We start from the raw sequence: 13,782 nt of genomic DNA on the forward strand, positions 1-13,782 counted from the left end.
GATTTTGAGGTTATAGCATCTTAAAATTTATTAGATTTAAGCTGTAATTGTCTGGTTTCTTCTAAAATTTTCTCAATATCTTCCTGACTCATTGCCATTACATAGTTAATCTTTACTTCTTCGAGAAATGCTGAGACTAAGGATTGAAGTTCTTCTAAGGTTTGTTCCTGTTGTAATTCTACACCTACCACTTTGCTGAAGTGTTGAACTAACTGTTCAGATAGTTTTATTCCCTCTGGATCTGCCATGGCAGCTTTAATTATTTCATAGGCATTTTGAGGTCCTTCAGTGGCAATATTGGATAATTGTTTGACTAATCTTTCTGATAATTGATTGGCTAGGTTTTCTATTCCAGGTATTTGCTGAAATCTCTTAAACGTCGGTGATTCAGAAACTATTTTTTCTACGTTATAACGGATTATAGCTTCTATATCTGGTTGAATTTGAGGTATTACTTTACAGACAGTTATTTGTACTAATTTAGTGGCGATCGCTTCGATTTCATTGATGTTATTTAGATCGATATAAGTTCTATCTTGATAGGAAAATATTCGCTTGGCTAATTTACCGTTTTTTACATCTTTTTGTACTTGATTAATTACTTGCATTATTACTACTTCTGTTAGTTCTTGAGCAATGGAAGCAAGAAAACCTCGGCTAGCTTGTGCCCTAATTGTTTCTAGGTCTATAATTTTAGATTCATTGAGGCGAATTGCCACAGGAATTATGCGCAATATTTGTAGAAATGGCAATAGTAAAAAAATATCATACCAACGCCATAACATTGCTTCTAGCCAATTAACACTGGGATAACGGCGACTAATAAAAAATGTTCTACCTAAAAATTCTAAAGTAAATATAATAATGAATGGTAAATCAATTATACTGAAATAATCAGTTAATCTTCCACTTTCACTAATGCCTCGATAATAATTTTTAGCCATTAATGGTTTAATTTCTTTTTGAAACCAATCAAGTTCTTCATTCCATTTATTTTTTGTTAAGTATTCTTCACTCCAAAAAGTTGTAAATGATTCTTTAGCAGAATATTCTGGATTAGAAACTCGATCTCGCATCCGATTTTTTATTTTTTCTAAATAACCACTTTTATTAGCAATAGTAAAAGGATTTTGATTTATCATTTCTATAGAAAGTTCTCCTAGTTCCTCTAATTTTTTCTGTACTACTAAAGAATCAATACCTCTAATAATTTTTGTTTTCAATTCTTCAAAACTATCTAGGTATTTTTCTGTGTCGCGATGAGTTGTAATTCCTTTAAGAGGGTCGTATATTTTTATGAGACTAGGAATATAATCAAAATAGAAATCTCTAAGACTAATATATGTTAAATCAAATAATACCAAGATGAAATTTACTAGGGCTAAAAATGCCATAATTTTTTTGAATACTGATACCCGGCGAGTTTGGGAATGAATATATTTTGTAGTTGCCATTTGTGATTTACTTGTTCATATATTTGTTTACGAGATTTAAGATTTTATATTTTTATATTTTTTGAGATTCTGAAATATTTTAGTAATCTCTTTGTATTATAGATTAGTATCAAGTATATTCCACATCATAAAGTTAGATTTAATTGATGGAAAACTTTGAAATGAAGAAATTACTGAATAGCTTAATCATTGGCACTATTGCTTTAGGTATTGGCCAACCAGCTAGAGCGATTAGCATTTTCTATGGCGAAGATTTGGGGGCTGGCGGTAGTTTTGTGCCTAATGGCAATGCCGTTCAGGCCCAGAATGATTTTCTGAGTCAACTGTCTGGTATCAGTACCGAAGATTTTGAAAATTTCATAGCAAAAGATACCGGTCCCCTTGACCTCATCTTTACAGGTAGTGCCGGTACAATTAAAGGTACTTTGACTTCGACAGGTAGTGGTCTTGTGAGAAACCGTAGTTATTCCGGGTCTTTTCCCACCTCTGGTAATCAGTTTTGGGCGACTACTAGTCAATTCTCAATCAATTTTGATAAGCCTATAGTCGCTTTTGGCTTCTTCTTTAGCGATTTTGAGCAAAATCCTCTTACCCTGGAACTAGGTCTAGTCGAAGGTGGCACTCAAGACATTTCGACTTCTGCAACAGTCCCAGCATCTAATGGAGCTCTTGCTTATTTTGGGCTCATCAATATGGATAATCCTTTTACTAGCGCAACCTTTGTTGGGGCAACAAAACGTGAGCTATATGGCTTTGATGATTTAACAGTTAGTGATTTAAAACCAGCTAAGACTGTACCTGAGCCTTCAACTGTTCTAGGCATATTTATGGCATTAGGCTTAGGTGCATTATTCCAGAAGAAAGAAGCCTAGTATTGATAATTGAGTCTCTCCAACTAATTTGTAATATAATCTCACAAAGGAATTTAGCAATCTAATTAAATGCATTTTTAAGCTCACCTTCAACAAGTTTTAAAAATGCCCCAGCAGGAGAGGGAGTAAGATTAAGACATCTCAATTGTTCGGTTGATTTCTTGACATTCTCCCCGGCTGTTAGGCGCGGGGGAACAATTGAGCCGTAGCTTTGAGGTGAGTATAAATTTCATAGGCTGCTGTGCCTACTACTCTTGCTGGGAATGAGTTACGCTTATTTCTACCTCCATTTTTTGTCTCCTTGTGTCTAAGGAGATACTAATATATCTGTTGCTCCATTGAAGGGTTATCGGTCATATTTTGTCCCATAGTTGAGACATTTCCATTTTCGCGCCGGAAAAGTTTAATTTTTTCACCTTTGACATCACAACATGAGAGGGACTTTGCAAAAGGTCTTAATTTCTAAATCAAGACCTACTAAATTACTATTTTTAAGTAAAGTTTTTGGCTATATTTCTACTACAAAACTTAAAAAAATATCTATTGGAATCTTTAATTACTATTACTGAAGAAGGTTGGTTTAGCAGTGGTCAAGACCAGGCTAACTCAAACTATCCAGTCTTAGCCAAATAAACTTTTTTTTCATATACTTTACAACCCTCTAGTGGTTAAACCTAGAAGCTTGCGCGTAACTTCATAGCGTTAACTGGAGTCGGTTAGGCTAGCTTCCAGGTTTGTTTAGTCTCTCGGAAACCCGAGCGTGACTTACAAAAAATTTTTGTGAGTCCTTATTGTGCCCTGCTGGAAAAAAGCTGCTGCGAAACCTGAAAGCTTCCCAAGTTAAAATCTCAATTTTATGAGTTTCAATAAACCCAAATTTTCCGATAAATTGCTGATGCTCAAAGATTTTCGCTTTTCTTGTCACCCCTTTAAGTTTCAGAGTTACAGCAGATTCCATCCAGAGCATTCAAGATGCCCAAAATAGAAACATTTAATTGTTAATATCTGTACTTTATATACTTGGAATCTGCTGTATATGTATCTAAATACTTGCTATAGTTTTGATTTACTTGTTCAAGATTTTGGCGTCAGTCTTCTGAGCAAGAAATTTACTATTGCCTATTAATTTAATTACCTGAAACTATTGCCTTTTCAAAGTTTTTAGTCGATCAAAAGGTAAATCGTGTCTTCTGACTTCTGAGTTCAGTGAAATGATATAAAAAATCCTGCTTAAACAGTTACACCTTCAGTACGAGCTGCTGAAGCTACTGCACCTGCAACCGCAGTAGCTACCCTAGTGTCAAATACTGAAGGAATAATATGTTCTTGGTCAAGGTCTGAAGTTTTGACTAATGAAGCGATCGCTCTAGCAGCTTCTAAATACATTGTAGAGGTGAGAGTAGTAGCCCGACAATCTAGAGCGCCCCTAAATATGCCTGGAAATGCCAAAACATTATTAATTTGATTCGGATAATCACTCCGACCTGTGGCCATCACTGCTACTTCTTCTGCAACTAATTCTGGCTGTATTTCCGGAATAGGATTAGCCATTGCAAAGACTATAGGGTCTTTGGCCATAGAACGGACCATTTCTGGAGTAAGAACTCCCGGGACACTAACACCTAAAAATACATCAGCTCCCATTAAAGCATCTGCGAGGGTTCCTGAAGACTCAACGGCAAATGCTTGTTTTTCTGAGTTAAGACCAGTACGACTTTTGGAGACTATACCTTTAGAGTCACATAAGCAAATTTGATTAGCTCCTGCTTTTTGTAATAGACGAGTGATAGCTATTCCAGCAGCACCAGCACCATTAATAACGATCCGAATATCTTCTATAGATTTTTTGACCAATTTTAAAGCATTGATTAACGCAGCTAAACTAACTATTGCTGTGCCATGCTGGTCATCGTGAAATACTGGAATATCTAATATCTCTCTTAGCTTGACTTCTATTTCAAAACAACGAGGAGCAGCAATATCTTCTAAGTTAACTCCACCAAAAACAGGAGCAATATTTTTAACTGTCTCGACAATAGCATCAGTATCTTGAGTAGCCAGACAAATAGGGAAAGCGTCGATTCCAGCAAATTCTTTAAATAACATAGCCTTACCTTCCATTACTGGTAAAGCTCCTCCGGGGCCAAGATTTCCTAGTCCTAAAACTGCACTGCCATCTGTCACAATAGCAACTGTATTTTTTTTGATGGTGAAATTATAGATTTGTTGAGGGTCTTCTGCAATTGCTTTAGAAATTCTTCCTACTCCTGGAGTATAAGCCATTGATAGATCGGCTTGGGATTTGAGAGGTATTTTGCCTTGAACTGTGATTTTACCACCTTTATGTATATCGAAGGTTCGGTCATACACATTGACGAGTTTTATTTCTGGCAGGGTTTTGACAGCTTGAACAATTTTTTCAATATGCTCTGTACTGTAGGCATCGACTGTAATTTCTCTAATTATGATTTGGCGACTTTGTTTTATTAGGTCAACGTTACCTATATTGCCTCCTTCTGATGCGATGGCTTGGGTAACCTTGGCCAACATTCCAGTACGGTTAGGAGTTTCGAGGCTAATTGTTAAACTAAATGAGGGATTTGGTGTTAGTTTTACCATGTTAAATTTGGTTTTAGGTTTTAAGTCCTAAATTTTATTTAGTGACATAGTAGTCCATCTTAAGTTGTGAGTGAACATTTCTTGGGTTTAGCTAGGAATTTCTTCAATCTGTAGTTTTTTATCTCTAAAAATTTACATTTTTTAGGTGGCGACAATTTGTAAAATCTGGTAACTCTCCAAAAGTTCTGCTTGAGTTGGAGCAAGAATAGTTGACCAAGTTCCTATTACAAGGTTTAAAAACAGTTTAAGGTGGCTGTTCAAAACTTAGAAATGGGAGAGGGTATCTTGGCTACTTAACAAGTTTCATTTGAAAATTTGCGTCTTATTGTCTCTAGTCTAGAGATCAATTTAGATAAATGTAATGATATTTTTTATATCAGGTCAGAAATTGAAATCAATTATACTAATTCTCAAAAGCTTTACTATACTTAGATTTTTTATTTCTAAATACTATTTATTGAGGTGATTTTATTGTTAAATAACCTCAGTCATTTTTCTAGTATTTTTTACTCTCTTATAAGTATAGAAATACTTTTAAGAAATAGTATGATACATTTATACAGGCTAAATTATTGGCTTTTTTATTTTCTGAGCTCAAATAATTAGAATTAGCTGAATAAAATGCAAGCATTTACTTAAATATTAATAAGGGCTTTGTTTGTATAAAAAATGTATAAGAAGTTGGTTTGATTGTGGTTAACATGAGAAATTATGAGTTATTAAAGGGAGAATATTGAAATAAAATCTTTCCAACTACATCCTTTATAATACCCATTTATCCTTACCTCCCTGCATCCTACCCGAACCCATAAAACGTATTAAGTAAGTCCTAATTAGGGTGGGTAAATAATTTTACTTATGCACTTACCTTTAATCTTAACTAGTTGAGAAAAGTGTAAGCTTGGAAAAAGTTATAACATTTACCGAGGTTTTGGTCCTCTTAGGTACTAATTTGATTGGTGATTTAGATAGCGATCGCTTTATTAATTGTGCTTTGTTTATAAGAAGAATCAGTAAATTAGATAGGTGTGCCCTGATATAATTTACAGCATATTTCTCATCAGGATTTGCAATATGCTTTTAGTAACAACTGAAGTCTGATCTTCCGATTTATTCTTTCACAATTAATTAATTATAAAAGTTTGCATACACGCCCTCAATCGAAAAATTAGTCTTGATTTTTATTTGATAAATCTATAGGAAAAATTTTACAAATCATATAGTGGGGCAGAAATTTTTGGTCTTTATCAACACACTCTTTAGATGATTCTGATTCCTTTTTTTCCAGCAGTGGATTCACGCAGATCGCAAGTTTGCCTACTGCTGGCATTAATAAAATTACTCTATTTTTGAGGCTCTCAAGATCTTGACCTAATTTATCTGCTTCCAATGTAGAAGAAGTAATAATGAAAAAAGTTTGGACCCCTAGTGAATCTGGGGCAAAGCCAAAAGTACAATTATCTAATAAAGATTGAGTCGAAAAGTTTAAAGTTTCATAAAAGCAATTAATTAGTGCTTGGTAAAAAGATTCACTTAGGGAATGATCGTCAAAGGTCTGTCTAGATAACATGATAAATTTCCTCAAGTCGCATTTTTTTTTCTTGATAGTGAAACAAAAAGCCGTTGGATACCTTCATCTGGGGACAGTCATTATTCCTCAAAACTTGATGCATTAATTATTGTGCTGTCATAATTACAGTGTACAAACATCAGAGAACTGAAAAAGGAAAGCAAATATACAAGTTTTCTCCTAAAATAGCAAAACCTTACCCGAACATTTCCACAGTTTTTACAATAGTTGTCTCCTCGACCCAGATGAAGTTCATGCCCCGCAGAAGAAAGTCGTGTGTGAGAGATTAGCCACATTAGTGGCAGAGCTAGGGCGACAGTTGTCTATATAGTCAGAGACCCTAATCAAAAAGCAAAAATTATGTACAACAAGGTCTTTAGTTGTAAAAGTTAGTAATATTTTTTTGTCTGACCAATCTTAGTTTCCAAGCTTTTTATCTGCTCAATAAGTATATGAATTTATCCAATTAGACACTAAAAGTAAAACAGATAAACACACAAAAAGTTATTGCCAACTAGGAAAGCTAGTAGTGGGAGGTTAGATTCTGTGAGATTGGATCAAATGTAGCTCACAATAGTGACTTAATTCTCTGAGTTCAAGTGAAGAAGCACAACAATGAGTTCACCGAAGAATTGCTCAACACCACAATAAGAAGGAAAAACTAACTGTCTCAATTCTCAGGTCAATAGTAGAGAGCAGTGATGAACGGGTGCTAGCTTCGTAGGTCAACCTAAAAATTGGCAAAGATTAAACTAGGGAGTGAAACCTCAGGGAACAGAGATGATCACATCGGCGACTGAAAAAATTTGCCAAAGTTTCGGAGTAGACAAAAATTATCTCATGGTCAGTGGTCAATTATTTAAACTGAGTTTGGGTTTATATTAGGCTCGGAACAACAGCAGCCCAGAAGACAGGCTTGACTAAATTATAGGTAGATTTAGAAGTAATTGGCGATTTATCTCACAGTCTGTTGATACACTACACTTTTTCTATATATTGAGATATTTAATTATATCTTAACGTTCCTTAAAGTTATGTATATATTGTTATCTAAGCTTAGTTATCTAAATCACAAAACTACCACTATAATTATTACTAGTCTCAGGAACCCAGATCAGACATAAAACTATTTTTAATTTTTCTATTTTTAACTTTTTGTAATTCACTGTAGAGTACAAAATTTTCCTAAAAAACTATTGCCTTTAAAGGCTGAAAGTATTATAGGAATTGGCTTATAGCATTTATAGTTATTTGGAGAAAGTTTCTAACCTTGAGATGGCTATAAGCATTAGCTAGCAATAGTTATTTCTAGAACTTCCCACTGTCTAGTAATTCAGATAGCTTAAAAACAACTGTAGTAATTATCAGTGGTGTTAGTCATGTACAAAATTCTGGATTGTAGGAAACAGTAATGACTGGGTACCATAAATTATAAACTCAAGTTTAATTTAATCCTCAGAGATATTATAGATATAAAAAAATATTATGGTAATTAACTTTTAGTTCTTACAAAATTAAGATCCAGTAAAAAGCAAAAAATATCAACAATTTATACCCTGTGTCTTTTATTTCATGTCCTGATATTTTTGCTGCAATCTACAATACAATATATGTGACAAAAATCCCGTTAATGATCAAGAATTATAAATTTAGTTCCTCAAGATTGATAATGAGTGTATTCAAGCATTAATGTTTCTTGATGATTGTAAAAGGCTTTTTTTGTAAAAGCTTGAAAATATTAAATATATATTAAATATCAAAGATGGAACCTATTGTTGAACAACTTAAAAGTAGATTTGACAAAGCTTTAATTACTGCCTTTGGTCAAGATTTAGTAGGCACAGATCCAATGATTGTTTCTACTACTAATCCTAAATTTGGAGATTATCAATGTAATGTAGCAATGTCTTTAGCTAAAAAATTAAAGGATAAACCAAAGGCGATCGCCACTCAAATTATTAACAACCTCAACATTAATGACTATTTTTACCCACCAGAAATTGCTGGACCTGGATTTATCAATCTTAGCCTTAAACCAGAATATATAGAAAATTGTCTAGAAACAATAATTAAAGATGAAAAACTGAATATTTCCCCGACTAAAAATCCCCAGCGAGTTGTAATAGATTTTTCTAGTCCTAATATTGCTAAAGAAATGCACGTTGGACATTTAAGGTCAACAATTATCGGAGATTCTTTAGCAAGGGTCCTAGAATTTCAGGGGCATAATGTACTAAGACTAAATCATGTCGGGGACTGGGGCACTCAGTTTGGAATGTTAATTAGTTATTTACGGGAAGCTTTTCCAGAAGCTTTAAAAACTGCTGATATTTTAGATATAGGAGATTTAGTTGCTTTTTATAAACAGTCAAAAAAACGGTTTGATGAAGATCAAGATTTTCAGGAAAAATCCCGACAAGAAGTAGTAAATTTACAGACTGGTGCTGAGGATAGTCGTCACGCTTGGGAACTTTTATGTAATCAATCTCGGCGGGAATTTCAAGTGATTTATGACTTACTTGATATTAAGTTAAATGAGCGTGGAGAGTCTTTTTATAATTCTATGTTGCCTGGAATTGTAGAAGAATTAAATAGGTTAGGTTTATTGGAAGAAAGTGATGGTGCTCAATGCGTATTTTTGTCAGGATTTACTAATAAGGAAGGTGAGGATGTACCTTTAATTGTCAAGAAGTCTGATGGTGGTTATAATTATGCGACAACAGATTTAGCTGCCCTAGTTCATCGCATTGAAAAAGAGGGAGCAACGCGATTAATTTATGTTACTGATGCTGGTCAAGCTAATCATTTTTCTCAAGTTTGGCAGGTAGCAAAAAAGGCTGGTTGGATACCAGAAAATGTAGAAATTGTGAATGTTTTTTTTGGTTTGGTTTTGGGAGAAGATGGGAAAAAATTAAAGACTCGTTCTGGAGAAACTGTGAGGTTGATAGATTTATTAGATGAGGCTATAAATAAAGCGCGGAATGATTTGGAAAAAAGGCTCAAAGATGAAAAGCGTTTGGAGAGTGAAGAGTTTATTAAAAATGTTGCTCAAGTTGTTGGTTTAAGTGCAGTTAAATATGCAGATTTAAGTCAAAATCGGAAGAGTAATTATGTGTTTAGTTTTGATAAGATGTTAGCTTTACAAGGCAATACTGCTCCTTATTTGTTATATGCTTATGTAAGGGTACAAGGAATTTCTCGTAAGGGAGAAATTAATTTTGAAAAGTTGAGAAAAGATGCCAAAATTATTTTGCAGGATGAGCCAGAGTTGGTCTTAGGAAAACATTTATTAAAGTTGAATGAAGTCTTGAATATAGTAACTATTGAATTGTTGCCTAATCGTCTTTGTGAATATTTGTATGAATTGAGTGAAAAGTTTAATAAGTTCTTTGAAAATTGTCCGGTTTTGAAGTCGGAGGAACCTTTGCGTACTTCTCGATTATTGTTGTGTGATCTAACAGCAAGAACTTTAAAGTTGGGGTTGTATTTGTTAGGGATTTCTGTTTTGGAAAGGATGTAATTTGTATATAAATTTAGTTTTTTTGCTTTGATAGATATCAATAGTATGATTTAGCAAAGTTAGAAAAATTAAACTTTTAAGATATTCCTTTAATTTCTAATTAACTATAAAAATACATTAAATATGAGCAGAAAAATCAACCATTTTAAACTTTGAGTTTCCCGGAATAGTATTTACAAATTATTAATGATTTTTTGAGGAAAATTACTAGTATTGCAGCAATAATATTTTTTTATTTAAGGAGGTTTTCCAAGGCGAAAAGTTGATTATTGGAAAATCTTATTGATTAGACAAAAAAAACAGTCTGTTTTGAAAATATTTCCTTAACTGTAAAAAATTAATATTGCATTTTACAAGCTAATAAAAAACTAAATAAGTTTTTTATTATCAAGCTGTATGATAACTACATATTAATGTGCTAAAGTATAACAAATAAAAAAATTACACACTTTATGAAATCCAGTCTTTGTGTATTTAGGTGCTAATTGTAAGGCAGAAACAAAATTTGCTACAAAATGTCATTAGTAACAAGTTAAGAAAAAGGGAAAATTGTCAAGGGCAGGCTTTCCAAAGGTCAAAAATATTGAGAAATTCAATTTAGATAATTAATTGAGTGATTGAGGCCAGCCATGACTACTAGTAAAAAAAACCAACAGAGACCACCCAAAAAAAGAAGTAGCGACCAATAGTGGAAGATGAAGTTATAGCCAAGCAATTGGAAAAATAACTGGGACTAGCCATTACAAATAAAGAAAACTACTACTGACAAATAGAACTCAGGAAACGGATATTAAAATTTACCGTTTATGATGGCTGGTGTATTAACCTTATTCTGGCCAGAGGTAGCTGGAGTTAGAGAATTGACAAGAATGTTAGCTAAAGATGGTTTTTTTGTGGTGTAATCACACAAAGGTTAATTAACAAACTGTATCACAAATATTTTTGACATTTTCCAATAAATTATTGGAGAAAGTATTTAAAGATTTATTGTCTAATTTAAGAGCAGCTTGGCAGAGCCGAAATAAGGGTTCTTTTGCTAGAAATTCTTCAATTTACCTTGTTAAAATTCCCAAGTATTTGGATAATATATGGGTCAACATAGGAGGTTTTATTTAAGAAATTCAAAAGTTGATAATAAATTAAAAAATGGCAATTAGTAAGAAAGATGAGTATAGTTATTGATTTAATAACTAGATTATCAGTAGAGATTTGGTTTTAAGAAAATCCCAAAGCCTCTCATGCTAAACTTGAAGAAAATATTTTGAATTTAGTAACAGAAAATAGTTTTTTATTGTTGGATAGAGGTTTTTATTACTTTAATTTTTGGTTAAAATTAATAGATAAAAAAGTGGATTTTATTACTAGAAAAAAAAGGGGATAGCAGTTCCCTATAGAACAGGTATTTATAAATAGCTATGCATTGCGATACCGAAATATATGTCTTGGTTATGGTACTAAGAAAACTCCGTTTATCACTTTACATTTAATTGAAATTAGGTCAAGAAAAAAATGGAATTCTTATTTAACCAGTGTCCTATAACCTTATATTTTATCCCTTTATGTAGTAGCAGATTTATATCGTTGATCTTGGAAAATTGAAGATGCTTTTGATACTGTCAAAAAACTCTTGGGTTTAAGTTATTTATGGACAGGTTCAATTAATGGAATTAAGTGACAAGTTTGAGCGACCTGGTTATTTTATGCTGTCTTAGTAAATTTAGGTGATACCTTAGCTGATGAGCTTTCTGTAGTTTTTGATCAAATCTGATTATAAATGATTTATCCTGGTTTTTATCATTTTATGAAGGGTCACCAAAAAGGTAAGGAAAAAAACTCTATTAAATATTTTGCTGACCCTCAAAATCAAGCAAAAAGAATTATTAAACAGCAGAGAAAGCCAAATTTTAAATTAATTGTCGCACCTTTTCCTGAGCTTCAACGAGGAGCTGAACAATTTTTTTTCAGCAATTTATTTTATCCAATTTTCTTGACAAAAGACTTATAAGCTTAACTTCTCACTAATGACAAAATTTTGAAGCTTAAGTCGGTAGTTTTAAAAAGCATTTTACTTCTAAATGTAATTTTGAACTAATTCTGTTCATTGAGACTGCTACTTGGAAAATAATCAGAGGTGCAAGCATTGGTAATTTTTAATCAATAGTTTTACTATGTAGTTATGCTTAACAAGAAAGTATTAATCGTAGATGACTGTAAAATTGTCAGAACATTATTTTCCCGTATCCTGACAGATATAGGATTAAATACTATATTAGCAAGTAATGGTTTAGAGGCATTAGAAAAAGTTAAACTATATCATCCTGACTTAGTAATTTTAGACATTATTATGCCGAAAATGAATGGGTATCAAGTTTGTCGTCAAATTAAATCTCAGCCTAAAACTATGAATATACCTGTAGTCTTTTGTTCTAATAAAAGTTTAGAAGTTGATGTATATTGGGGTATGAAACAAGGGGCTGATGGCTATATTAGTAAACCCCTAAAAAAGTCGGAACTAATGACATTAATGGTAAGATTTAATATTATTAAAAATGTGAGTGAAGAATATAGTATTCAGTGTCTTTATAAAAAGGGAAAAGTCAGAGTTTTGCCTATATAGTATAAATACAATTTCAGTAAAATTCTGGAGAAAGATGTTGCGTTATTTGTAGAATTTTCTATAAATATTGATATTTAATTAAAGTTAATAATTAAAATTAATTATATTGTTTTTCTAAATTTCTGGAAATTAGTTCTAACAAAAGTAAACCTGCTACAGAATTTCCTTGTTGATCGAGGGGAGGACTATAGCAAACAATTACTCCTTTAGCAGGAACTAATCCTAAAACAATTCCACTGATACTAGATTTAATTGGAATTCCTATATCCATAGCATAACGATTTGATGTTTCATATAAACCACAATTAGTCATCAGTGTTTTAACTGTAAAACAGTGTTTTTGCCATTCAGAATGAGGTGAGTTTACTAATAAAATTCCTAGATTAGCTATATCAATAATTTTACCAGATAAACAACAGATTTGATTGTAAGTATCTAAAGTAATTTTAGCATCTTTTATAGAACCAGATTCTACTAATTTTTGAGCTATATTTTGATTATTCTGGTTAGGTAAAGAACGAACCGAAGCCAACATATTTTCATCTAAAAATAATTGACAATTTCCGTAACTATTTAGCCAAGAACAAAAATTATTGCACTTTTCTCTAGCAGTATTTCCTGGTATTAAGGATGATAAAGCGATCGCTCCACTATTAATCATAGGATTTCTCGGCCATCCCCCATCAAATTCTAGTTGTTCTAAAGAATTGAATGGCTTTTCTGAAGGTTTTTGACCGACTTTTTTAAAGATCAATTCATTGCCAAATTGAGATAATAAATAAAATAACAAAAATGGTTTTATTGCACTCATCAAAGGAACTTTAGTTTTGATATCTCCGAATGAAATGATATGATGATCAATACTTTGTAAAAGTATGGCAAAACTGTTAGGGTTAGCTTCTGCAAGTAAAGGAATATAGTTAGGCAAATTGCCAGATTTAGTTTGAGTTAATACTTGTTTGACCCAAGTATTTAGTTGTTGTTGATTAATGTTTGATAAATTTTTAAACATAAATATCTTTACTGACTCAACTGAAAGTAAAATAAATTAGTGAGGAGACAGGACTTATACCAAATATTGTTTTTACTGGAGGTTTATTCAAAGAGTAAGACATTTATGCTGGAGGCAA

At 32.5% G+C, this 13,782-nt stretch carries 8 protein-coding genes and 1 pseudogene; 5 read left to right on the forward strand and 4 right to left on the reverse strand.

The window, feature by feature from the left end:
* Window positions 1–20: 20 nt before the first annotated feature.
* On the reverse strand, window positions 21–1,454 hold the full coding sequence (locus TERY_RS19145) for a hypothetical protein (protein WP_011613335.1): 1,434 nt from the start codon (window positions 1,452–1,454) through the stop codon (window positions 21–23).
* Between the two features lie 146 nt (window positions 1,455–1,600).
* Between TERY_RS19145 and TERY_RS19150 the strand changes: the two genes are divergently transcribed.
* Together TERY_RS19150 and TERY_RS37455 are read left to right on the forward strand one after the other, a co-directional pair.
* Complete coding sequence (locus TERY_RS19150) at window positions 1,601–2,326, forward strand: PEP-CTERM sorting domain-containing protein (RefSeq protein ID WP_011613336.1); 726 nt, start codon at window positions 1,601–1,603, stop codon at window positions 2,324–2,326.
* A gap of 504 nt (window positions 2,327–2,830) precedes the next feature.
* On the forward strand, window positions 2,831–2,959 hold the full coding sequence (locus TERY_RS37455) for a hypothetical protein (protein ID WP_370495870.1): 129 nt from the start codon (window positions 2,831–2,833) through the stop codon (window positions 2,957–2,959).
* A 597-nt stretch (window positions 2,960–3,556) separates the two neighbouring features.
* Here TERY_RS37455 and TERY_RS19160 read toward each other — a convergent pair.
* A complete protein-coding gene (locus TERY_RS19160; RefSeq protein WP_011613338.1) occupies window positions 3,557–4,945 on the reverse strand; it encodes a malic enzyme-like NAD(P)-binding protein in 1,389 nt (462 codons plus the stop codon).
* A gap of 1,168 nt (window positions 4,946–6,113) precedes the next feature.
* Window positions 6,114–6,515, reverse strand: coding sequence for a hypothetical protein (locus tag TERY_RS19165; protein ID WP_044136928.1), 402 nt, complete (start codon window positions 6,513–6,515; stop codon window positions 6,114–6,116).
* A gap of 1,762 nt (window positions 6,516–8,277) precedes the next feature.
* On the opposite strand from TERY_RS19165, the gene argS reads away from it, so the two are divergent.
* The 3 genes and pseudogenes from argS (at window position 8,278) to TERY_RS19180 (ending at window position 12,652) form a co-directional block, all read left to right on the forward strand.
* Window positions 8,278–10,035 carry an arginine--tRNA ligase gene (gene argS / locus TERY_RS19170; protein WP_011613340.1) on the forward strand — a complete coding sequence of 586 codons (1,758 nt, stop codon included), beginning with the start codon at window positions 8,278–8,280 and terminating at the stop codon, window positions 10,033–10,035.
* A gap of 727 nt (window positions 10,036–10,762) precedes the next feature.
* Window positions 10,763–12,040: pseudogene (locus TERY_RS19175) on the forward strand (transposase).
* 171 nt (window positions 12,041–12,211) lie between these two features.
* Window positions 12,212–12,652 (forward strand): response regulator, encoded by a 441-nt coding sequence (locus tag TERY_RS19180; protein ID WP_011613343.1) that lies wholly within the window; start codon window positions 12,212–12,214, stop codon window positions 12,650–12,652.
* 97 nt (window positions 12,653–12,749) lie between these two features.
* On the opposite strand, the gene TERY_RS19185 is transcribed toward TERY_RS19180, so the two are convergent.
* On the reverse strand, window positions 12,750–13,664 hold the full coding sequence (locus TERY_RS19185) for a glutaminase (RefSeq protein WP_011613344.1): 915 nt from the start codon (window positions 13,662–13,664) through the stop codon (window positions 12,750–12,752).
* Between the last annotated feature and the right edge of the window lie 118 nt (window positions 13,665–13,782).

It is taken from the genome of Trichodesmium erythraeum IMS101 (assembly GCF_000014265.1).
Classification (GTDB): Bacteria; Cyanobacteriota; Cyanobacteriia; order Cyanobacteriales; family Microcoleaceae; genus Trichodesmium; species Trichodesmium erythraeum.